Raw genomic sequence first — 22,469 nt, forward strand, 5'->3', positions numbered from 1 at the left:
GGTCGAAGCCCTGTCGGACAGGCTTCACCGCGGAGAGGAAGAGAGCGGCCGGGACGGGTTTGAGCCTGGGCGGTCGAGAGAGAGCGCTGCGCGGGCTTTCCCGTTCCTGCTTTCTCGAGGCTTTCCATCATGAACATCATCTTGCCCGCGGCCGCTCCGGTCGCGCCCGTTGCCCATGCGCCGGGCATTCTCGCGGCCGCCAGTCATCTTCTCGGTCATCTCGAACGCGGTGAGCGCGTCGATGCGGCCATTCTGCGTCGGGCCATGGAAACCGCGTTCGGTGCGCCCGACACCACCGGCGCCTGGGACTGGAAATCCGGCTACGACGCCTGCGAGGTCGCGACCGTCCTGTTTCTCCGCAAGTACGGACGTGCGCTTTTCCGTAAAGCCGCCTCTCCGCTATCGCGGCTTTCCTCCCTGTCGAAAATCGCCGGTCTCCTGCCGACGCATACCCGCCGCTCTGAAGAGAGCCAGGCATTCCAGCAATTCTCGACGCCCGTTCCGCTGGCCTTGGCAGCGGTCACGGCGGCCGCCATCACACCGAGCGACATCGTGCTCGAACCTTCGGCGGGAACCGGGCTTCTCGCCATCCTGGCCGAGCTCGCCGGAAGCTCGCTCCTCCTCAACGAGTTGGCCGAGCTTCGCACCGATCTGCTCGCCTCTCTCTTTCCGGCCATCACAGTCACGCGCGTCGATGCCGCGCAGATCGACGATCATCTCGCACCGAGCGCGGTGCCATCCGTCGTCCTGATGAATCCGCCGTTCTCCGCTCTGGCGAACGTCTCCGGCCGCGTGTCCGATGCCGGCTTCCGCCACATCGCCTCGGCGTTGAACCGACTCGCGCCCGGCGGGCGGCTGGTGACGATCACCGGCGCCAATGTCGGCCCGGACCTTCTCGACTGGCGCGACGCCTTCGTTCGTTTGCAGGATCGGGGCACGATCGTCTTTTCCGCCGGTATCGCCGGCGCGGTCTATGCCAAGCACGGTACGACCTTCCCGACGCGGCTTACCGTCATCGACAAGATGCCGGCCAGCGACCCCGCCATCGTTCCGGCCTCGCCGGGCATGGCGCCGGACGTCGCCACGCTGCTCGGCTGGATCGAGGCGCAGGTTCCGGCCCGCCTGCCAGTCGCGCTAACGGAGATCCCGGCGCAGCTTTCAGCCATGGCGCCCCGTAGCGTGCGCGGCTATTTCGCCGCATCGGTCGCCGCGCGCCCGGCTACGGCCATCGCCGCCGATCCCGAAGGCGTGGAGCTGGCCTACGAGACGGTGGACTGGACGCCGCCGGAGGGCGCGCATTTGACCGACGCCATCTATGAGGAATACGGATTGCAGTCGATCCGTATTCCCGGTTCTCAGGCGCATCCGACCAAGCTTGTCCAGTCCGCCGCAATGGCGAGCGTCGCGCCGCCGAGGCCGAGCTACCGGCCGACGCTGCCGGCTGACATCCTCGGCCTTCTGTCCGACGCCCAGTTGGAGACGGTCATTTATGCGGGTGAAGCCCACTCCGACTATCTTGCCGGATCGTGGACGGTCGATGACACCTTCGATCTCATTCAGGCCGCGCCCGCCGACGCAAAGAAGGCCGTGCGTTTCCGCCGCGGCTTCATGCTCGGCGACGGGACCGGCGCGGGCAAGGGCCGCCAGTCGGCCGGCATCATCGTCGACAACTGGCTGCGCGGTCGCCGCAAGGCCGTCTGGATCTCGAAATCCGACAAGCTGATCGAGGATGCACAGCGCGACTGGTCGGCGCTCGGCATGGAGCGCCTGCTGGTCACGCCGCTGTCGCGTTTCCCGCAGGGCAAGCCGATCACGCTGTCGGAAGGTGTCCTATTTACGACCTATGCCACGCTACGCTCCGACGACCGTGGAGAGAGGGTTTCCAGGGTCAGGCAGATCGTCGAATGGTTGGGCTCCGACTTCGATGGAGTGATCATTTTCGACGAAAGCCACGCAATGCAAAACGCCGGCGGCGGCAAGGGAGAACGCGGTGATGTCGCCGCATCGCAGCAGGGGCGTGCGGGCCTTCGCCTTCAGCACGCGCTTCCCAACGCGCGTGTCGTCTATGTCTCCGCCACCGGCGCCACCACCGTCCACAATCTCGCCTATGCGCAGCGGCTCGGTCTCTGGGGCGGCGAGGATTTCCCCTTCGCGACCCGCGCCGAGTTCGTGGAGGCGATCGAGGACGGCGGCGTTGCAGCCATGGAGGTTCTCGCCCGCGATCTCCGCTCGCTTGGCCTCTATACCGCGCGTTCGTTGTCCTATGATGGCGTGGAATACGAGCTGGTCGAGCATAAGCTCACGGACGAGCAGCGGCGCATCTATGACGCCTATGCCGGGGCGTTTGCCATCATTCATAACCATCTCGATGCGGCAATGGAGGCCGCCAATATCACCGGCAGCGACGGCACGCTGAACAAGCAGGCGAAATCCGCTGCCCGCTCGGCCTTCGAGAGCGCCAAACAGCGCTTTTTCGGACACCTTCTGACCAGCATGAAAATCCCGACGCTAATCGGGTCGATCGAACGCGATCTCGCGGCGGGGTACGCCGCCGTCATCCAGATCGTCTCGACCGGCGAAGCGCTGATGGAACGCCGGCTGGCCGAGATCCCGACCGAGGAATGGAACGATGTCCGTGTCGACATCACGCCGCGCGAGTACGTTCTCGACTACCTTGCTCATTCCTTCCCGGTCCAGCTCTACGAGCCGTTCACGGACTCGGATGGCGACCTGTCGTCGCGTCCGGTCTATCGCGACGGCCAACCCGTCGAAAGCCGCGAAGCCGTCGCCCGCCGCGACGAGCTGATCGAGCGGCTTGCTTCGCTCCCACCCGTTCCCGGCGCGCTCGACCAGATCGTCCAGCGCTTCGGCACTGACATGGTGGCCGAAGTGACGGGCCGTTCCCGCCGCATCGTCCGCAAGGCGAGTGCCGCCTCCATGTCGGGCGCCGCGCCCATGGGCGATCGCCTTGTCGTCGAGAACCGCGCGCCATCCGCCAACCTGGCGGAGACGGCCGCTTTCATGGACGACCTGAAGCGGGTGCTGATCTTCTCGGACGCGGGCGGGACCGGGCGCAGCTACCATGCCGAGCTGTCGGCGCGGAACCGCCGACTGCGCGTCCATTATTTGCTGGAGCCCGGCTGGAAAGCCGACACGGCCATTCAGGGGCTAGGGCGCACCAACAGGACGAACCAGGCGCAGCCGCCCTTGTTCCGTCCGATCGCAACCGACGTGAAGGCGGAAAAACGTTTCCTCAGCACCATCGCTCGGCGTCTCGACACGCTCGGCGCGATCACGCGCGGCCAGCGCCAGACCGGCGGGCAGGGCTTGTTCAGGGCCGAAGACAATCTGGAGTCGTCTTATGCGCGTGACGCGCTGCGCCAGCTCTACCTGCTGCTCGTGCGGGGCAAGATTGAAGGATGCTCGCTCGACCGCTTCGAAGCCGCCACCGGCCTGAAGTTGATGGACAGCAACGGCATCAAGGATGATTTGCCGCCCATCACGACCTTCCTGAACCGGCTTCTGGCGCTCACCATCGAGCTTCAGGGCATCCTCTTCACCGCCTTCGAGCAATTGCTCGACGCCAAGGTTCACGGAGCCATCGCCAGCGGCGTATACGACGTCGGGCTGGAGACGCTGACCGCTGAGAGCTTCATCGTCACCGACCGCAGGACGATCTACACCCATTTGGCGACGGGTGCCGAGACACGGCTGCTTGCCATCACCGAGCGGCGGCGCAACCGGCCGATGACGCTGGACGATGCCTTTGGCTGCGTCGCGGACGGCAGCGGCAAGCTGCTGGTGAACGGCAAATCGGGCCGCGCCGCCGTGCAGGTTCCGGCACCTTCGCTGATGCTGGACGACGGCGAGATCGAACGGCGCGTGCGGCTGATCCGACCGATGGAGCATCACCACGCTTCGCTGAAAATGATGGCCGAAAGCCATTGGGAGGAAACCGACCGCAAGACCTTCGCCGCCGTCTGGAACCGGGAGGTCTCGGAAGTGCCGGCTTTCTCCGACAGCACCATCCATGTGGTCGCCGGGCTTTTGCTGCCGGTGTGGAAACGCCTGCCGAATGAATCGACGCGCGTCTATCGGCTCCAGACCGATGACGGCGAGCGCATCATCGGTCGGCGTGTCTCTCCGGCCTGGGCCGCCAATGCGACCGCGACCGGCACGACCTCGCTTGCAGCGGAGGATGCCTTTGCCGCGCTGATGGACGGTCGCACGATCCTCGATCTCGCAGAGGGCCTGCAGCTTCGCCGCGTCCGCGTCATGCGCGCCAACCGCATCGAGCTTTCGGGCTTCAGTGAGGCCATGCGCGACAGGTTGCGCGCCTATGGTCTCTTCACCGAGATCATCTCGTGGAAGCTCCGCTTCTTCGTGCCGGTCGACGCCACAGGTGTCACGGTGCTCGGCAAGCTGCTCGAAACCTATCCGGTCGCGCGCATCGGTGAACGGGAGGCAGCCTGATGTTCCGTCACGATGCCTCGGATCTGGCAATCCGTCTCGGCCGCAACGCCGAGGCGGTCTGCCGCCACTATCTCTCGTCCGGCCATCGTGCCGGACGATACTGGCTCGTCGGCGATCCGCAGAACAGTCCCGGCCGGTCGATGTTCGTGCGCCTGACCGGGCCGGAAACCGGCAAGGGAGCCGCGGGGAAATGGACGGATGGTGCAACCGGTAAACATGGCGATCTTCTCGACGTCATCCGCGAGGCGCTTGGCCTTGTCGATTTCAAGGACGTGGCCGAGGAAGCGCGCCGTTTCCTCTCGCTCCCGCATCCACAACCTTCGAGGCCGAGGACGCCGACCGGCAGCACGTCAAGCGTGGCTGTCGGTTCGCCCGAAGCGTCGCGGCGGCTCTTCGCCATGTCGCAGCCGATCGGCGGCACGCTTGCGGAGATCTACCTCAACGGGCGGGCGATCACGTCGCTCTCCGGCACCGCCGCGCTGCGCTACCATCCGCGTTGCTATTACAGGCCCGACGAGCATTCGCCCACCGAGATCTGGCCGGCGATGGTCGCTTCCGTCACCGACCTTGCTGGACGGCAGACCGGCGCGCACCGCACTTATCTCGATCCTGGGCTCGCCCCGAACAGTTCGGGCAAGGCGCCTGTCGAGACGCCGAGGCGGGCGATCGGCGACCTTCTCGGGCACGGCGTCCGCTTCGGCGTGGCCGGCGAGGTGCTCGCCGCCGGAGAGGGGATCGAGACCGTGCTGTCGCCCCGCCAGGTCTTGCCCCACATGCCGATGCTGTCGGCGCTCTCGGCCGCTCACCTCGCTGCCATCCTGTTCCCGGCAACGCTGCGCAGGCTCTATGTCCTTCGCGATCGCGATCCGGCCGGGGACGGCGCCAGAGCCAGCCTGGTCGCCAGAGCAGGAAGCGTCGGGATCGAGGCGATTGCACTATCGCCGGTGGGCGAGGACTTCAATGACGATCTGCACCGGCGCGGCACCGATGCCCTCCGGGCGGCCCTAAAGGATCAGCTTCATCCTGCGGACGTCAGCCGGTTCATGGAAGGGTAAATGATGGGTAGGGGATGAGGCGCGGCCCCAGGCATCTCCGCCTGCCGTCTCCATCCATCATCGAAAACATCCTTCCTTGTCGGAGAGGCCGGCGCCCACGGCCTTCTGAGAGGGCGATCGGCTCACAAACAGGCCGGTCGGGCAATGGCGCGGCGGCCGACTATTTTCCGCCGGCGGCTGCGCCGCCTTTGCAGCGCGAGGCAAAATAGTCGGCCTTGGCCATCAAGGCCCTCGCGGGAGCGCGAGGGCTGCCAGTCCGTCCCGCCTGTGAGCTTCGACGCCTGCGAAGGCCGCGATGGGCGCGGTCTCAGACGAAGGATGCTCCCGATGATGAACGAAGACGATAATGCAGGCTTCGAGCCGGTCCACACCTCATCCCCCACCGATCATCTCCTCACCGAACTCCAGCTCTACGGCTGGCGTCCCTACAGCGACGAACCCGATCCGAGGCCGCTGCCGGAGGGCAACATGGTCGCCGCTGCCGTCACAGACATCTTCGACGCCCTCGTCTCCACACTCGGCAATACCCGCCTCGAACCCGACCTCGACGACCTGCTCTGGGGGACCGTCAATCTCTTCCACCGCGCTGCAAGCCGGGTGGAACGCGACCTTGACGACAACGAGCAGGCACAGCGCCGCCTTCAGAGGGAACAGGATGGCAGCGAGGTGAAAAGCGTCGAGCTGGAGCGCCTCACGGCAGAGGGCCAGACCCTGATCGAGCGGCGCAACAGTATGGAACTCTTCCGAGACCTCTCGGCGGAAGCTTTCGAGCACCACACCGGTACGCCATGGCGGCCGCGCACCGGCTCTATGGTCAACCATCGCCATCTGACCTCGGCGATGATCGACAGCCGCGACTTCCTTGCCGCGAAGCGCCGGGCCGAGACCGAGGTGATGTTGCCCGCCGGTCCCAAGGTTGCCGTGACCGGCGGCGCTGACTTCAACGACCATCGCCTGATCTGGACGAAGCTCGATCAGGTCCATGCAAAGCACCCCGACATGGTGCTGCTGCACGGCGGCACGCCGAAGGGCGCCGAGCTGATCGCCTCCCGCTGGGCAGATCACCGCAAGGTGCAGCAGGTCAGCTTCAAGCCCGACTGGACGAAGCACGGCAAGGCCGCACCCTTCAAGCGAAACGACGCCATGCTCGACGTCCTGCCGGTCGGCGTCCTCGTTTTCCCCGGCACCGGGATACAGGAGAACCTCGCGGACAAGGCCCGCAAGCTCGGCATTCCCGTCATGAAGTTCGATGGCGGCGCATAAAGCGCCGCTGTTCTGCGGCTGTTTCTACGGTCAATACTTGACTGTCGGAGAGGCTGATGGCTTCAATAAAGCATCCTTGCAGAACCGGCGAAATAGTATAGTCGCAGGCGGAACGTATCTCCCGGCAGCCTGTCGTGATCCTCAACCGTTCATGTGGAGGTTTCCATGACGCTGATCATGCTCGCCATCATCCTGACGATCGCATTCTGCATCATCGCTTATAATCTCGCGATCTACGCCCTTCCTTTCTGGGTCGGGCTGACAGCGGCTCAATACGCCTGGGGCTCGGGAGCCGGCATCGTGTTGTCGGGCCTGGCCGCCATCGCCGCCGCCTTGCTTTCCATTGCGCTGGTGATCGCCGTTCTCGGTTTCGCCAGGAACCCGATATTGCGCCTGATCGCGCTCGCCATCTTTGCTGTCCCGGCAACGGTGGCAGGCTACGCACTCATACACGGCATTGCGAAGAATGCGATCGACCCGCCGATCGCGCTCAATCTGCTCAGCGGTGCCGGCGGCCTGTTCATCGGCGTGGCCGCGATCGTCAATCTCAACGCTCTCGGCGTCGCAACACTTTCGCGCTAAAGCGACCGCGATCTTCCGCTCCAGAGAAAAATCGCGGCGTCTTTCGCCGTCGGGCCTCCGGTCTCCGCTTAGAACAGGATGTCAGGTCGGAACTGTCTTGGGCACCCCCCCGTTTTCGGTCGGCTTCGCCCGGTTCAGGAAGTCGGTCATGGCGTATGAATCTCGCACGGACGTAGCGGTGGATGCCGCTGCCCTGACCCTCATTCGCGTCGTGGACGCGGGCCGCCGGAACTTCATGGCTATTTTCCGCAATGCCGCTGGACCGAGCCTCCACCTGTTGAAGCGAGTGACGCGGCGCCATTCGCTCAGAGCCCGATATCCGGAACGCCTTGTGCCGGACAACCTTGCCTTCCGGGCAGCGGCGTGAAGGGTGGCCGTGAAGGGGTAGATTGCGGGCGACGGCCCTGGGTGGCGCGGCGGTGGTCCTGTCGCGATGACGCACTCGGCGAGGACGAAGGTTCTGCTGTGCGTCTCTGTCTGTGCTCTCAAAGGCACCAAACCCTCCGACTGACTGATCCCCTAAGACCGTTCGGTTTCCGACCGCAACCCCCGCGGCTCCGGACCGTGTTGCCGCGCAAGCGCGGCTGCCCGCCCCACTCCGGGCCTTAAGGGCGAGCTGCCGCCGGGGCGGCAGTTGCTGGCGTCTCCCGACGGCCTTGGCCGGGTCTCGTCGGAGGGATGGTCCCTCCGAGGAGCAACGGAGACTTACAATGCAGAACATCGTCATTCTCGCCGGTAACATCGGCCAGGACCCCGAAACCCGCACCACCCAGGGCGGCACCCGCATCACCCACTTCACCTTGGCCACCTCGCGGCCTCGCTATTCGGAAGGCAAGGTTGTCCGAGACGAGAACGGCTATCGGGTCCAGGATACCGAATGGCACCGCATCACCGCCTTCAACGGCCTCGGCAAGACGATCCAGGAACATTGCGAGAAAGGCATGAAGGTTCTGGTCCGCGGCCGCATCCACTATACCAAGTGGACCGATCAGCAGGGCAACGACCGCTACGGCTGCGAGATCATCGCCGAGACGGTCGACTTCCTGAACCGGGCGAAGCAGACCGATAACGAAGATGGTCAATTCACCGACGATAGCGACATCCCATTCTGAGTGGGATGGCCAAGACCCGGCGGCGCAAGCCGCCGGGATTTTTCATGTTCGCGGCGATCGCGACCATCGTGCTTTCACCATTCTCGTCCGACAGCGGCTAAAGCCCTGTCCGGCTCAGGCGAACAAATCTCGTCTGATCTTATCCAGTCATATTCGACGTCGGGCATCAAGTTCCATCTCCGAAGCACGCCGAGGATCGAGACCATCAGGGTGGCAGCATCGACCAGCTACAGCGTAGGGGTGCTGAAGGTTTTCCGGCCCCGGTCCACGCGCACCATCCCCGCTCTTTGAGGCCCAACCTTGGTTTCAATTCCGGCCTTCCAGGGTCAACCCTTGCAGGGTCCGCTACGCGAGCGTGCGGTCGCCTCGGCCTTGCCTCCGCGATGACCCCGGCCGTGACCAAAACACTTCGGGCGCCTGTCGAGCGGGGAATGGTCCCCGCCTCCAAACAGGAGCCGGAAGATGTCCCTTGCAGACGCTCATGCCTACGCCCTCAGCCTCGCTGCCACCCTGATGGTCTCGATCGTCATCTTCCGTGCCGGCGACGGAACCCTCAGCGTGATGCTCGCCGCCGAATATGACGGTGATGACGATACCGTCATCAGGGAGATCGATCCATTCGCCTGACGGATAGAGCTTCGGTCCCGCCGCCGAGCACTAGCGTTGCAGCCGCCGGGCTGCAACCGAATCAGATGAGGGCCAGTGCCATCATCCGCGCCTTTTCGGGAGGTTCCCGCTGGCATTCGAAGCCAAGAGCGACTAAAATAGCCGTAGTTTTGGAATGTGCGCAGGTCTGTGTGGGAGGTGATCATGCATGATCACCGCCCGACAATTTCGGGCCGCGCGTGCGTTGCTCGGTTGGACACAGGAGACGCTCGCTGACAAGGCCCGGGTATCACTGACCGCGCTCAAGCGCCTCGAATCCGAAAGCGGTCTCGAGGTGTATGAGAGCACGCGCGATCAGGTACGACGGGCTTTCGAAGGCAACGGGATCGTCTTCCTCAACTCCGGCCCTGATGTGGGAGTGATGCTTGTCAGCGAAAAGCGCTAATCCGGAATCGATCCTTAGCCGTGCGCATATTCCCGAGCCCAAATTTTACTATACCATTAAAATTCCGCTAACGACCGCCAACAACATGGGCAAAAGCGGAACGGGAGGACTGCATGACCAAGGTCAAACTCGCGGACTGTCCGCCGACGGACGCCGAACTCACGGCCTACGACCGTGAGCATCTCAAGCTTTATCTGCGTCTTCTCGATGCGGAGGCGGAGGGCGCCGATTGGATGGAGGTTGCCGAAGTCGTACTTCGCCTCGATCCGAAGCACGATGCCGAGCGCGCTCGCCGGATCTATGCAGCTCATCTTGCACGAGCGAAGTGGATGGCCGAACACGGCTTTGCCGCCCTTATGCGCTCAAGTCTTCATTGATCACCGTCGCGCATGATGCAAAACCTGCATCACGTTAAGCGATCTTCGTTGTTCCCAAAAGCCCGTCGAGTTGAGATCGTCCCCCCTCCGTAACCCACAGTCGTAACGTGCGTGGAGGTTTGGAGGAATGCCGCAATACCATGACTGGCGATCGAATGCCGATTATGACTTTGTTGATCAATTGACGACGTCCGAACTTGCCTGGGAATTCCTTCGCCGGAACCAGGATTACCGCCAAGCCTATCGCGATCTTTCCGCTCGTGGACAGCTTCACAGCGACCAGGCGCGCGAGGTCGCTGAGAAATGGGGATTGTGCTTTTGTTGCAGATCCCCAACGCACAGCACTCGATCAGCCCGTCTTCTGGACCCCGATTGCCGACCCGGGAGCCATTCTGCTCCACAGGGTCTTGTTCGCTTCAAGCGATACTGGGACGGCTGAAGAATTCATCCGAGCACACGCGGTCCATAGCTCTAGCGACGGGTGCCTGCGGCTCAGCGTCAATGAAGAACGTCTCGAGGTGACCCGGATCGATTCCGATTCCGGCGGCATTCTGGTCGCCATCATCATCCTCGATGACGACACACCGGATCGGCTTCACGCGCTAATCCGCTTTTCGGCCATGCTGACTGGCCAACGCGTCCCGACCGACAATCGCCTGACGCCGCAGCGTCGGCGGCGCACGCGCCAGATGCTGCGCGTCTTTGATGCCCGCTCAGCCGGCGCGACCTACCGTGACATTGCCATCGCAATTTACGGACGGTCGCGGGTCGCGTCCGAGCCCTGGAAAACGTCCTCCTTGCGAGACGCCGTCATTGGCCTCGTTGAGGGCGGCTTTACGATGGTCGATGGGGGATATCTCCAGCTGCTACGCCGCCGCCGCCGCTCCTAGCAGTTTCCGATCCAGCATGGGGTGGGGATTTTAGCGCCTCCAAATTCCCCATCCCCCCTGACGGCTTCTCTCCGCCACCGTGGTCGCCATCCGCCGCTGAACCGCAGCGGCCGCCAGCAACCCCACGGAGGCCCGATCCATGCGACCCGATCTTGCCGTTTTGCCGCCGCGCTACCTGCGCACCAAGGAAGCCGCGGAATTCCTCAGCCTCTCGCCCCGCACCCTTGAGAAGCACCGGACCTATGGGACCGGCCCGTCATACCGAAAGCTCGGTGGCCGCGTCGTCTATGCCGTCGACGACCTCGAAGCGTGGGCCGAGCGCGGCGCTGTCACCTCAACCTCCGATCCGCGCGGTCAGGTGCGGCCGGCGAAGCGCCAGACGCTCCCCGCCGCGCCGCAGCCGGGCCGTTACGCGCGCTGACGTGGGCGGCTTCCCGAATGGCAGCGCGGCATCGGCCTTCCTCGGAGCGCGGGCAGCTCGATCTGTTCCATGCGCTCCCCGGCGCCGACTTCGCGCCAAGAGACGCGCAGGATCTCATGGCCTATCCCTTCTTCTCCCTCTCCAAGACCCACCGTGTCGCGCCGATCGACTTTTCCGCCGGGAATGTGACGATCCGGGTCGAGGCCGTTCCCGATCATGGCATGGCCACGATCTGGGATGCCGACATCCTGATCTGGGCGGCAAGCCAGATCGTCGAGGCGCGCGATGCGGGCCTTCGCACGTCGCGCTTCATGGCCGCGACTCCCTACGAGATCCTCAAATTCATCGATCGCGGCACGTCGCTCCGGGACTATCAGCGCCTGAAAGCTGCGCTTGACCGGCTCCAGAGCACGACCGTCGCCACGACCATCCGCCAGCCCGCCGAGGGACGGCGCCATCGCTTCTCGTGGATCAACGAATGGAAGGAACGGACGGATCGCAACGGCCGGCCGGACGGCATCGAGATGATCCTTCCCGACTGGTTCTACCAGGCCGTCCTCGATGACGCGCTCGTGCTGACGATCGACCGCGCCTATTTCGAGCTGACGGGCGGTCTCGACCGCTGGCTTTATCGGCTGGTGCGCAAGCACGGTGGCCGCCAGCGTGACGGCTGGCGTTTTGATTTCCGCCACCTCCACCAGAAATCCGGCAGCCTCGCGCCCTTCCGGCGCTTCGTTTTCGAGCTGCGCGACATCATCCGCCGTCAGCCATTGCCCGGCTACACGCTGTTCATTGAAATGGAGGTCGGCGGCCGGATGCTGCTCGCCTTCGCGCCCTGTGGAAAACCTGTGGACGGCCTCATGCTATCGGGAACGCCGAATATCGTGCCATCAGGAACGCCGGTATCGTGCTATCGGGAACGCAAACCGAGCTTAACCCCCGGCGATAAAAGCGAAAATTGCGCTCTTAACTTAGAGTCTAACCGAGAATCTAACTTTGAAGAGCGCGCGCGCGATGTGCAAAAGCTCATCCGCGAGACCACAGAAAGCCTCAGCGTAACCGCGAAGAAGAGCGGAAACGGATCGACTTTCCGTAAATCCGGAACGGCGCAGGACGGCGCGCAAGCGCCCAGACGTCCTCTCGACGACCGGTCGGGAGGACGCCGATGATCATTGCGCTCCTTAATCAGAAAGGCGGCGTCGGAAAGACGACGCTCGCCCTGCATCTCGCCGGCGAGCTTGCGATGCGGGGAAAGCGCGTCGCCCTGATCGACGCGGATCCACAAGGATCGGCGCTCGACTGGTCGCAGCAACGCTCGCGCGAGGGCCTGCCGCGCCTGTTCGGCGTCGTCGGCCTGGCGCGCGACACGCTGCATCGAGAGGCCCCCGAACTCGCTCGCGACGTCGACCACGTCGTCATCGACGGCCCGCCGCGTGTCGCCGGGCTCATGCGCTCCGCGCTGCTCGCCGCCGACCTCGTGCTGATCCCTGTGCAGCCGTCCCCGCTCGACGGCTGGGCCTCTGCTGAGATGCTGGCGCTCCTTGCGGAGGCGCGCATCTACCGGCCGGAGCTCGTTGCCCGCTTTGCGCTCAACCGCTGCGGCGCGCGCACCGTCATTGCCCGCGAGACGGCGGAAACGCTTGCCGAGCATGATCCTCCGATGCTCGCCAGCGCCGTCGGCCAGCGCGTCGTCTTCGCCGATGCCGCGCAGACCGGGCGGCTCGCTTCGGACATCGACCGCCGTTCGCCAGCCGCGCGCGAGATCGCGGCTCTGGCGACAGAGATCGAGCGCCTTCGCATCGGGAGGGCCGCATCATGACGGTGTTTTCCGAGATCGTGCTGGCCGGCGATTGCCGTGAGCTCATGCCGGCGCGCGGCCCGTTCAACATGATCCTCGCCGATCCGCCTTACGGCGACACCTCGCTCGCCTGGGACCGTCGCGTCGGGGGCTGGCTTCCGCTCGCGCGGGCCGCCCTCAAGCCGACCGGCTCTCTGTGGGTGTTCGGGTCGCTGCGTTGCTTTATGGCGACCGCCGATCGCTTCGCGGACGCGGGATTTCAAATCGCCCAGGAAGTAATCTGGGAAAAGCAGAACGGCACTGGCTTCCATGCCGACCGCTTCAAGCGGGTGCATGAGCTGGCCGTCCAGTTCTACCCGGCCGAGACGCCGTGGCGTGAAATCTATAACGACGTCCAGACCACGCCCGATGCGACAGCCCGCACGGTGCGGCGCAAGCAGCGTCCTCCCCATACCTGGCGGATCGATGCCGGCCATTACGTCAGCCAAGACGGCGGTGCGCGCCTCATGCGCTCTGTCATCTACGTGCGAAACTGCCACGGCCGCTCGATCCACCCGACCGAAAAGCCGTCGGCGCTCCTCGAAATCCTGATCCGCACCAGTTGCCCGGAAGGCGGCTTGGTTGGCGACTGGTTTGCCGGCTCTGGCTCTGCCGGCGAAGCCTGCCGGCTTTCCGGCCGGCGCTATATCGGCTGCGAGATCGACCCAGACATGGCCGAACGCGCCAACGCACGCATCACATCCGTGCTTCCGTTCAATGACGGAGATCTGTCATGACGGACCGCACCGAAAAGCGCAGCTTCGCAACGCGCCCCGCCGATCCCGATGGCTGGATCAAGGCTGGAGACAGACCGCTGGCACACGGCACTGATGCCGCCGCCTATTCCGCCCGCCTGACGATCGACATCACGCCTGAGCTTCGCGGGCGGATCAAGATCGCGGCATTCGGGCGCGGCGTCACCGTCGCCGACATGCTGCGCGAGCTGCTCGCGCGCGAATTCCCCGACACCCAAGGAGACAAACCATGACCGGCAATGCGGCGCTCCGCATCGGCGGCCGTCCGTTGCCGGACGGTCCCGCCGCTTTCACCACGCTCGTCGAACTCACCTGGATCGAGAAGCGCATCGAGAACTGGATCAGGTTCGGCCGCGAAAGCTACGAGCAGAAACTCGATCGCCGTCACAGAGTGGTCGGCTTCGCGCCCGGGACGATCTTCTGCTTCGTCCGCTGGGCTGCGAATGATTACGGAACGATCATCTCGCGTCTCGACATCGTGCGCGCCATCGACCGTGGCGAGCCGTTCCAGACGCTGCCATTCGTGCGTCCCGGCGGCGAAATCCTGCTGAAGGTCGAAAGCTGGCCCAAGGTCGAGGATGTGCTTCGCCAGGTCGACGGCATCGAGGCCCTCGGCATCGATCCCGCCGACGCCGATCCGGATCACTGGCGGCACGTCGCGCACTGGATGAATGCCGGCGAGGCGCCACGCCCGTACACGGCCGAGCGCCATCAGGCATGGCTCCGGCGCCGGGAGATCGGGCAGTGACGCGGCTCGGCACCCTCGCGGCGACGTCCGTCGCCGTGCTCGGCGTCGCCGTCGCCAGCGTCACGCCGTTGCCTCTGAAGCTCATCTGGAACGCAACGGCGAGTGCGCCGATCGGCTTCTACACCGTAGCGCCGGCCGAGCGGGTCGAAGTGCCTGATCTCGTCGCTGTCATGCCGCCCGAGCCCTTCGCCTCCTTCATGGTGGGGCGCGGCTATGTCGGCCGCGACGTGCCGATCCTCAAGCACGTCATCGGCCTGCCGGGACAGCGCCTTTGCCGCGCCGGCCGCGCCATCACGGTCGACAATGTCCCGCTCGGCGAGGCGCGTGAGCGCGACAGCCGGGGCCGCGACCTGCCGGTCTGGCAGGGCTGCCGCGTGATCGCCGATGGCGAACTCTTCCTCATGAACCTCGAAGCCGCCGACAGCCTCGACGGCCGCTACTTCGGTCCGTTCCCCGCAGAGGCGGTGATCGGCCAGGCGACCCCGCTCTTCACCGACGAGGACGGCGACGGCCGCTTCGTCTGGCGTGCGCCGACGCGGTGAGCGCGTGCCGTTTGCAACGCACCGCACCACAGGAGACCACGATGATGGCCCAGATTGGACACTTCAGCCGCACGCAGACGGGATTCGAAGGCGAATTTCGGACGCTCGGTATCCGCGAGCAGATCACGCTCGTTCCCGCCGAACCTTCGGACGCCGAGAACGCCCCGAAATACCGTGTCCGGCTCGGCGATGAAGAGGGCCTTGACAACGGCGCGGGGTGGCAACATGTCGGCGAACGTGCCGGCGAGTTCGTCTCGATCACGGTCTACAGCCCACTGCTTGGCGGTACGTATCGCGCCAATCTCTTCCGCGCGAGTGACGACGGTGCGGCCTGGGTGCTGAACACCAACCTGCCTTCCAAAAAGCGGCAGGAGGGCTGAATGGCGACGGTCCGACACCGCGCCCGCGCCGGAGGCTCTTCCGCCGTCCGGCGCTCAACGCTCCTCTTTCTTCTTTCCGGCCTGATGCTCACCGCAGTCGCAATGCCCACTGCTCTCGCGCAGGATTCGCCTCCGTGGCGCGCACCAGCAGCTCATCCGCATGCGGCGCCCATCACTGAAGCATCGCGCCGTTTCGGCATTCCGGCTGCATGGATCGTGGCCGTGATGCGCGTCGAGAGCGCGGGCGATGTGCGCGCCGTGTCCTCGGCAGGCGCAATGGGATTGATGCAGGTCATGCCCGACACCTGGGGCGAGCTTCGCGTTCGTTACGGCCTCGGCCGCAACCCCTACGATCCGCGCGACAACATCCTCGCTGGGACGGCATACCTGCGCGAGATGTGGGATCGCTATGGCGACGTTGCCGCCACGCTCGCCGCTTATAACGCGGGCCCGGCGCGCTACGACGAACATCGTTCGAAGGGCAGACTGCTGCCGGCCGAGACGCGCGCCTACGTCACCTCTCTTACGCCCGTTTTGCGTGGCGAGCGCCCTTCGAAGAGCGGTTCGGCGATCGCCCGGCCGCTCGACTGGCGCGAGGCGGCGATCTTCGTCGGGCGCGATGAAGGCGCATTCGCCACCAATCCCACGTCTGCGGATCGCTCGCCGGACGATGCTCGTTCACCCGTCCCGGTGACGCGAGAGACGCTGACCGCCGCGCAGCCGCAGAAGCTGTTCGTCGCCCGCGCCGCCGCTGGAGACCGGCCATGAGCGGCGCAGCGGCAATTCGCATCCCATCGTGCTCTGGCGTGTCGTGGAGAGCGCCGAGGCTAGGGGCAGGCGCAACAACCGGACGATGGCCAGATAAAAAGGCGCACTGTGCGCTTCGGTCGGTCGGTTGTTTTTGTTCATGTTTTTGGCGCGTCCCGCACCGTGCAGCGCTCACGCGCACCGTGCGCTGCGCGCTCATCTTCTTGATTTTCCTTCCTGTTTTTCACGGTGCGGGTTCTTGCAATGGCCGATGACCGCGAGTTCCGCATCCGTCCGGGGCGTATCCGCTCCACCCGTGCACAGCAGGCTCGCCCTTTCATCGCCCAGGCGCTCGCCGCCGCGCAGAAGGCCGGCGGCCGCGTCTCGCGATCCGGCAAGATCTCGTCTGGCAAACGGTCACGGTTCGGGCGCGGCCAGCGCGCCAGCATCCAGGCCAACCGCCTGCTGACCGGGCGCTCGCGCATCGTCGTCATCAAGACCCGCGTCGTTCGTCACGCCGCGCGTCACGCACCGCTCGGTGCCCACCTCAACTATCTGCGCCGTGACGGCGTGACCCGGGACGGGGAGAAGGCACGCATGTTCGGCCCCGAGAAGGACGACATGGATGTTCGCGCCTTCGCTGAGCGCTGCGAGCCGGACCGGCATCATTTCCGCTTCATCGTCTCGCCAGAGGACGCGCCGGACATGGCCGACCTCAAATCCTATACCCGCGAACTGATGGGCCAGATGGAAAAGGATCTGGGCACGAAGCTCGATTGGGTGGCCGTCGATCACTGGAACACCGACAATCCTCACATCCATGTCATCCTGCGTGGCCGCACCGACGACGGCCAGGACCTCGTCATCTCGCGTGACTACATCAAGGAGGGGATGCGCGCCCGCGCGGCCGACTTCGTCACGCAGGAACTCGGACAGCGGACCGACTTCGACATCACCCGCAATCTCGAACGGCAGGTCGAAGCCGAGCGCTGGACGCAGCTCGACCGGCAGCTTGTGCGTGATGCGGGCAAGTCGGGCATCATCGATCTCGCGCCGCATGCCGACCGCCAGCCCGACGAATTCCACGCGCTCAAGGTCGGCCGGTTGCGGACTCTGGAAGTTCTTGGCGTCGCCGGTCAGGTTGGTCATTCGCAATGGTTCATCAAGCCCGAGGCCGAGACCGTCCTGCGCGAGCTCGGCGAGCGCGGCGACATCATCAAGCGTATGCATCGTGCCTTGACCGAACGCGGCATCGAGCGCGGTTCCGCGAGCTATGTGCTCGCCGGCGACAGCCTCGACGTGCCCGTCATTGGGCGCTTGGTCGATCGCGGCCTCGACGACGAGCTGAAGGGCACGGCCTATGCCGTCGTCGACGGCGTCGACGGGCGCACTCATCACATCAAGCTGCCGCATCTCGACGCCGCCGGCGACAGCCCGCCCGGTTCGATCGTCGAGCTGCGCGCGTGGGAGGATGCGGAAGGCCAGCGCCGTGTCGCGCTCGCTGTCCGTTCCGATCTCGACATCCAGCACCAGGTGAACGCCGCCGGTGCGACCTGGCTCGATCGCCAATCTATCGCCCGCGAACCGATCGCACTCTCGGAGGGCGGGTACGGCGCCGAGGTTCAGCAGGCGCTTGAGCAACGTGCCGACCACCTGATCGGTGAGGGCCTCGCGGAGCGGCAGGGCGGGCGCGTCGTTTTTGCCCGCCGGCTGCTCAACACGCTGCGGGATCGCGAGGTCAGCGCGCTCGGGCAGAAGCTCGCCGCCGAGACCGGTCTGCCGTTCAACCGCGCCGGCAACGGCGAATATGTCGCCGGCGCGTACCGGCAGCGCTTCACGCTCACCTCCGGCCGCTTCGCCATGATCGACGACGGCCTTGGCTTTCAGCTCGTCCCCTGGTCGCCCTCTCTCGAAAAACAGATCGGCCGCCACGTCTTCGGCATCGCCCGCGACGATGGCGGCGTCGATTGGGACTTCGGCCGCAAGCGGGGGCTCGGCCTCTAACACTCGTCAGAAAGGAACCTCTCCATGTCAGGCACCAAGATTCTCTGGGGACCGATCGCGATCGTTTTCCTGATCGTCCTCGCCACCACCTGGGGCTCGACGCAGTATGTCGCGTGGAGCCTTGGCTATCAGGCGCAGCTCGGCGAGCCGTGGTTCAGGCTATTCGGCGTGCCGGTCTATTTTCCGGCCGCCATCATGTGGTGGTGGTACTTCTACGACGCCTATGCGCCGGGCATATTCGCGACGGGCGGGATGATCGCGGCGTCGGGCGGATTCATCGCCATCGCGGTTGCCATCGGCATGTCGGTCTGGCGGGCGCGTGAACAGAAGAACGTCGCCACCTATGGTTCGGCGCGCTGGGCAGAGAAGCCTGAGATCGTGGCTGCCGGTCTGCTTGATCCCGACGGCGTGGTACTCGGCCGATACGAGCGCGAATATCTGCGCCATGACGGGCCAGAACATGTGCTGTGCTTTGCGCCGACGCGATCCGGTAAAGGCGTCGGTCTCGTCGTGCCCTCGCTCCTGACCTGGCCGGGTTCGGCGATCGTCCACGATATCAAGGGCGAGAACTGGCAGATCACCGCGGGCTTCCGGTCGCGCCATGGGCGCGTGCTTTTGTTCGATCCGACTAACCCGAACTCATCGGCCTACAATCCACTGCTCGAGGTGCGGCGCGGGGAGTGGGAGGTGCGCGACGTCCAGAACATCGCCGACATCCTGGTCGATCCCGAAGGGTCTCTCGACAAAAGGAACCATTGGGAAAAAACCTCCCATTCGCTCCTCGTCGGCGCGATCCTGCATGTTCTCTATGCTGAAAAAGAAAAGACGCTTGCTGGCGTGGCGAATTTCCTCTCCGATCCCAAGCGCCCGGTGGAATCGACGCTGCGCGCCATGATGAAGACGGCGCATCTCGGCGGCTCCGGACCGCACCCTGTCGTCGCCAGCGCGGCGCGCGAGCTCCTCAACAAATCGGACAACGAGCGTTCGGGCGTTCTCTCGACCGCCATGTCGTTTCTCGGCCTCTATCGCGATCCGGTGGTCGCCGAGGTCACGCGCCGCTGCGACTGGCGGATCCGCGACATTGTCGGCGGCGAGCGACCGGCCACGCTCTACCTCGTGGTGCCGCCCAGCGACATCAACCGGACCAAGCCGCTGATCCGCCTGCTGCTCAACCAGATCGGCCGGCGCCTCACCGAAGAACTCCAGGCCAAGACCGGTCGCCATAGACTCCTGCTCATGCTCGACGAGTTTCCCGCACTCGGCCGCCTCGACTTCTTCGAGACAGCATTGGCCTTCATGGCCGGCTATGGCCTGAAATCCTTCCTGATCGCGCAATCGCTGAACCAGATCGAGAAAGCCTACGGGCCGAACAACTCGATTCTCGACAATTGCCATGTGCGCGTGAGCTTCGCGACGAATGACGAGCGCACCGCGAAGAGGGTGAGCGACGCGCTCGGGACTGCGACCGAGATGAAAGCCATGAAGAACTACGCCGGGCATCGGCTGTCGCCCTGGCTCGGCCATCTCATGGTGTCGCGCTCGGAGACGGCTCGCCAACTCCTTACACCAGGCGAGATCATGCAGCTTCCCCCCGCCGATGAGATCGTCATGGTGGCAGGCATCCCGCCGATCCGGGCCAAGAAGGCACGCTATTATGAAGATGCACGTCTCAAGGAGCGGGTGCTGACACCTCCCGCCTTGACCAGTCCCGACAAACCGCATGCCGACGACTGGAGCAGCCTGCCGATCCCGGCGCGGCCGGAGGCGGGCGAAATGCGATCGGAAGGACCGCCCGAGGATGAGGACCCGACGCAATCCGAACGCCGGCTGCAGCACGAACTCCATCGCGTGAATCCGGTGAAGAAGAAAGCGCCGATCGAGAACGAGTTCGAGATAGAGCCGCCGGACGACATTGAAGAGGAAGCTGTGCGCAATCGGCGAATGCTTCGCCAGATGCAGAGCATCGCCCGGCAGGTCTCGCTCGACCCGAATGACGGCATGGAGCTGTAGCCACCATGACCAGTCGCCGGAAGAAGATCAAGACCACGGTCTATCTCGACCCCGACGTCGAGAAGACGCTGGCGGATTTCGCCGCTCGTCGCGACCAGTCGCAGTCGATGATTGCCGAAGCGGCCATCGCCTCGTTCCTCTCGCCGGACGATGCCGAGCGCCGCGAGGCGATCATCGCAAAGCGCCTCGACCAGCTCGACCGTCGCATGACCCGGCTCGAGCGGGACGTCGGCATCGCCGTCGAGACCCTGGCGGTGTTCATCCGCTTCTGGATCACCACGACGCCGGCCTTGCCCGAGCCGGCGGCGCAGGCGGCTCGCGCCAAATCCAGCGAACGCTACGAAGCATTTATAACTGCGCTTGGCCGGCGTCTCGCGCAGGGACCGAAACTGCGTCAGGAGATTTCGGAGGATGTGTCCGAATCAGACGGCTGACTACCTCGCGCGCGGCATCTGGGTGTGGCTTCGACAAGTTCAAGAACAGAGCCGCACCGCCGTTCTCCTGTCTTTGCACGCTACGCTACTACTACGACCGAAACTTGTTGAATCGGCCTGATTCAGGGCTCTTTTAATCATCCCCGATCCGGGGATCATCTGTCGCGTCCCCACGGGAAAGGGGGACGACATGGCATCCACTCACCAGAGACAGGAAGCATTCCGGCGCGGCGCACGCATGTTGCGCACCGCGCTCGGCCCGGCCGTCGCCCGCTTTCTGGAAGACCCGGCCGTGATCGAGGTCATGCTCAATCCCGATGGCCGCATCTGGGTGGATCGCCTCTCCGAAGGACTGGCCGATACCGGCGAGATAATGTCGTCCGCCGACGGCGAACGCATCGTCCGTCTTGTCGCCCATCATGTCGGCGCAGAGGTTCACGCCCGATCGCCTCGCGTCTCGGCCGAACTGCCCGAAACCGGCGAGCGGTTCGAGGGCTTGCTGCCTCCCGTCGTTTCATCGCCCGCATTCGCCATCCGCAAACCCGCGGTCGCCCTGTTCACGCTCGACGACTATGTGGCTTCCGCGATCATGACCGGCGATCAGGCTGCGACTTTGCGCGCGTCTGTCACGTCCCGCGCCAACATCCTCGTCGCGGGCGGCACCTCTACCGGCAAGACCACCTTGACCAACGCGCTGCTGGCCGAAGTGGCGAAGGGCGCCGATCGCGTCGTCATCATCGAGGACACCCGGGAGCTGCAATGCGCCGCCCCCAACCTCGTCTCCATGCGTACGAAGGACGGCGTGGCGACACTCTCCGAACTTGTGCGCTCGTCGCTGCGCCTGCGTCCCGACCGCATCCCGATCGGCGAGGTCCGCGGATCAGAAGCCCTCGATCTTCTGAAAGCCTGGGGCACAGGCCATCCCGGTGGGATCGGCACCATCCACGCCGGAACCGGCATCGGAGCGCTGCGCCGGCTTGAGCAACTCATCCAGGAAGCCGTCGTAACGGTCCCGCGCGCCCTCATTGCCGAGACCATCAACCTCGTTGCCGTCCTCTCCGGCCGCGGCTCCGCGCGCCGGCTCACCGAACTCGTCCGCGTCGAAGGGCTCGGCCCGGACGGCGACTACCTCATCACCCCAGCCATATCGAACCCAGGAGAAAGCCTATGATCCGTACGATTTCGCGCGGCCGCCGCACCATTGCGACCGCCGTCGTGACCCTTTCCCTCAGCATGATGCTCGCCCCGGCCGCCTATGCGTCCGGCTCGTCCATGCCTTGGGAGCAGCCGCTTCAGCAGATCCTCCAGTCGATCGAGGGACCTGTCGCCAAGATCGTCGCAGTGATCATCATCATCGCGACCGGCCTAGCGCTCGCCTTCGGCGATACATCGGGCGGATTCCGGCGCCTGATCCAGATCGTCTTCGGTCTGTCGATCGCTTTCGCCGCGTCGAGTTTCTTCCTGTCATTCTTCTCGTTCGGCGGCGGGGCGCTCGTTTGATGGCGACCGCGTTCGAGCAACTGGATGCGGTGCCGGGCTTCACGGTCCCGGTCCATCGCGCGCTGACCGAGCATATTTTGCTCGGCGGCGCTCCGCGCTCCATCGCCATCATGAACGGGACGCTCGCCGGGGCCGTTGGCCTCGGCCTGCGCCTCTGGCTGGTCGGCCTCGCCATCTGGGCCATCGGTCATTTCGTGGCAGTCTGGGCGGCCCGCCGTGATCCGCTCTTCGTAGAGGTCGGTCGCAGGCACCTGCGCATCCCCGGCCATCTTTCGGTTTGAGGAGCGC

At 65.0% G+C, this 22,469-nt stretch carries 26 protein-coding genes; all 26 read left to right on the plus strand.

Translation table 11 applies throughout. The annotated features are described in order from the left end of the window. Positions 1-129: 129 nt before the first annotated feature. On the plus strand, positions 130-4,473 hold the full coding sequence (locus ATB98_RS18705; RefSeq protein WP_066876160.1) for a strawberry notch family protein: 4,344 nt from the start codon (positions 130-132) through the stop codon (positions 4,471-4,473). Beyond that, positions 4,473-5,528, plus strand: a complete 1,056-nt coding sequence (locus ATB98_RS18710) for a DUF7146 domain-containing protein (protein WP_066876161.1) — start codon at positions 4,473-4,475, stop codon at positions 5,526-5,528. Before ATB98_RS18705 ends, ATB98_RS18710 begins: the two co-directional genes overlap by 1 nt. 327 nt (positions 5,529-5,855) lie before the next feature. Beyond that, positions 5,856-6,791 carry a DUF2493 domain-containing protein gene (locus ATB98_RS18715; RefSeq protein ID WP_084435575.1) on the plus strand — a complete coding sequence of 312 codons (936 nt, stop codon included), beginning with the start codon at positions 5,856-5,858 and terminating at the stop codon, positions 6,789-6,791. 165 nt (positions 6,792-6,956) lie between these two features. After that, positions 6,957-7,373: a hypothetical protein gene (locus ATB98_RS18720; protein ID WP_066876162.1), complete on the plus strand. Its 417-nt coding sequence runs from the start codon at positions 6,957-6,959 to the stop codon at positions 7,371-7,373. A gap of 148 nt (positions 7,374-7,521) precedes the next feature. Further along, positions 7,522-7,740 (plus strand): hypothetical protein, encoded by a 219-nt coding sequence (locus tag ATB98_RS18725; protein WP_066876164.1) that lies wholly within the window; start codon positions 7,522-7,524, stop codon positions 7,738-7,740. A 343-nt stretch (positions 7,741-8,083) separates the two neighbouring features. Then, positions 8,084-8,485: a single-stranded DNA-binding protein gene (locus ATB98_RS18730; RefSeq protein ID WP_066876166.1), complete on the plus strand. Its 402-nt coding sequence runs from the start codon at positions 8,084-8,086 to the stop codon at positions 8,483-8,485. Positions 8,486-8,947: 462 nt separating this feature from the next. Next, a complete protein-coding gene (locus ATB98_RS29545) occupies positions 8,948-9,112 on the plus strand; it encodes a hypothetical protein (RefSeq protein WP_167354097.1) in 165 nt (54 codons plus the stop codon). Positions 9,113-9,299: 187 nt separating this feature from the next. Then, positions 9,300-9,536: a helix-turn-helix domain-containing protein gene (locus tag ATB98_RS18735; RefSeq protein ID WP_066876171.1), complete on the plus strand. Its 237-nt coding sequence runs from the start codon at positions 9,300-9,302 to the stop codon at positions 9,534-9,536. A 113-nt stretch (positions 9,537-9,649) separates the two neighbouring features. After that, complete coding sequence (locus ATB98_RS18740) at positions 9,650-9,913, plus strand: DNA -binding domain-containing protein (protein WP_066876172.1); 264 nt, start codon at positions 9,650-9,652, stop codon at positions 9,911-9,913. 127 nt (positions 9,914-10,040) lie between these two features. Further along, positions 10,041-10,352 carry a transcriptional regulator domain-containing protein gene (locus ATB98_RS30075; protein WP_234781945.1) on the plus strand — a complete coding sequence of 104 codons (312 nt, stop codon included), beginning with the start codon at positions 10,041-10,043 and terminating at the stop codon, positions 10,350-10,352. A 79-nt stretch (positions 10,353-10,431) separates the two neighbouring features. Next, positions 10,432-10,803 (plus strand): DUF2285 domain-containing protein, encoded by a 372-nt coding sequence (locus ATB98_RS29550; protein WP_167354098.1) that lies wholly within the window; start codon positions 10,432-10,434, stop codon positions 10,801-10,803. A gap of 139 nt (positions 10,804-10,942) precedes the next feature. Then, positions 10,943-11,224, plus strand: coding sequence for a helix-turn-helix transcriptional regulator (locus tag ATB98_RS18750; protein ID WP_066876173.1), 282 nt, complete (start codon positions 10,943-10,945; stop codon positions 11,222-11,224). 17 nt (positions 11,225-11,241) lie between these two features. Next, positions 11,242-12,393 (plus strand): replication initiator protein A, encoded by a 1,152-nt coding sequence (locus ATB98_RS18755; RefSeq protein ID WP_066876174.1) that lies wholly within the window; start codon positions 11,242-11,244, stop codon positions 12,391-12,393. Further along, complete coding sequence (parA, locus tag ATB98_RS18760; RefSeq protein ID WP_066876176.1) at positions 12,390-13,043, plus strand: ParA family partition ATPase; 654 nt, start codon at positions 12,390-12,392, stop codon at positions 13,041-13,043. The genes ATB98_RS18755 and parA overlap by 4 nt, the downstream gene beginning before the upstream one ends. Then, positions 13,040-13,798, plus strand: a complete 759-nt coding sequence (locus ATB98_RS18765; protein WP_066876178.1) for a DNA-methyltransferase — start codon at positions 13,040-13,042, stop codon at positions 13,796-13,798. The genes parA and ATB98_RS18765 overlap by 4 nt, the downstream gene beginning before the upstream one ends. After that, positions 13,795-14,049 (plus strand): hypothetical protein, encoded by a 255-nt coding sequence (locus ATB98_RS18770; RefSeq protein ID WP_066876179.1) that lies wholly within the window; start codon positions 13,795-13,797, stop codon positions 14,047-14,049. Before ATB98_RS18765 ends, ATB98_RS18770 begins: the two co-directional genes overlap by 4 nt. After that, positions 14,046-14,564 (plus strand): DUF2840 domain-containing protein, encoded by a 519-nt coding sequence (locus ATB98_RS18775; protein WP_066876180.1) that lies wholly within the window; start codon positions 14,046-14,048, stop codon positions 14,562-14,564. The genes ATB98_RS18770 and ATB98_RS18775 overlap by 4 nt, the downstream gene beginning before the upstream one ends. Next, positions 14,561-15,106: a S26 family signal peptidase gene (locus tag ATB98_RS18780; protein WP_066876182.1), complete on the plus strand. Its 546-nt coding sequence runs from the start codon at positions 14,561-14,563 to the stop codon at positions 15,104-15,106. Before ATB98_RS18775 ends, ATB98_RS18780 begins: the two co-directional genes overlap by 4 nt. A 44-nt stretch (positions 15,107-15,150) precedes the next feature. After that, positions 15,151-15,486, plus strand: coding sequence for a DUF736 domain-containing protein (locus ATB98_RS18785; protein ID WP_066876368.1), 336 nt, complete (start codon positions 15,151-15,153; stop codon positions 15,484-15,486). Next, the gene (locus tag ATB98_RS18790; RefSeq protein WP_066876184.1) at positions 15,487-16,254 is read left to right on the plus strand and encodes a lytic transglycosylase domain-containing protein; all 768 of its coding nucleotides are present in this window, start codon (positions 15,487-15,489) and stop codon (positions 16,252-16,254) included. A 243-nt stretch (positions 16,255-16,497) separates the two neighbouring features. After that, complete coding sequence (locus ATB98_RS18795; RefSeq protein ID WP_066876186.1) at positions 16,498-18,237, plus strand: relaxase/mobilization nuclease domain-containing protein; 1,740 nt, start codon at positions 16,498-16,500, stop codon at positions 18,235-18,237. Positions 18,238-18,261: 24 nt separating this feature from the next. Continuing rightward, on the plus strand, positions 18,262-20,247 hold the full coding sequence (locus ATB98_RS18800) for a conjugal transfer protein TraG (protein WP_066876188.1): 1,986 nt from the start codon (positions 18,262-18,264) through the stop codon (positions 20,245-20,247). A 5-nt stretch (positions 20,248-20,252) separates the two neighbouring features. Further along, a complete protein-coding gene (locus tag ATB98_RS18805) occupies positions 20,253-20,681 on the plus strand; it encodes a CopG family transcriptional regulator (protein WP_066876190.1) in 429 nt (142 codons plus the stop codon). Between the two features lie 190 nt (positions 20,682-20,871). Further along, positions 20,872-21,852 carry a P-type conjugative transfer ATPase TrbB gene (trbB, locus tag ATB98_RS18810; RefSeq protein WP_066876192.1) on the plus strand — a complete coding sequence of 327 codons (981 nt, stop codon included), beginning with the start codon at positions 20,872-20,874 and terminating at the stop codon, positions 21,850-21,852. Further along, positions 21,849-22,181 carry a TrbC/VirB2 family protein gene (locus ATB98_RS18815; protein WP_066876194.1) on the plus strand — a complete coding sequence of 111 codons (333 nt, stop codon included), beginning with the start codon at positions 21,849-21,851 and terminating at the stop codon, positions 22,179-22,181. Before trbB ends, ATB98_RS18815 begins: the two co-directional genes overlap by 4 nt. Continuing rightward, a complete protein-coding gene (locus ATB98_RS18820; RefSeq protein ID WP_066876196.1) occupies positions 22,181-22,462 on the plus strand; it encodes a VirB3 family type IV secretion system protein in 282 nt (93 codons plus the stop codon). Before ATB98_RS18815 ends, ATB98_RS18820 begins: the two co-directional genes overlap by 1 nt. The last annotated feature ends 7 nt before the right edge of the window (positions 22,463-22,469 follow it).

Origin of the sequence: Sinorhizobium saheli, assembly GCF_001651875.1 — a bacterium.
GTDB lineage: Bacteria > Pseudomonadota > Alphaproteobacteria > Rhizobiales > Rhizobiaceae > Sinorhizobium > Sinorhizobium saheli.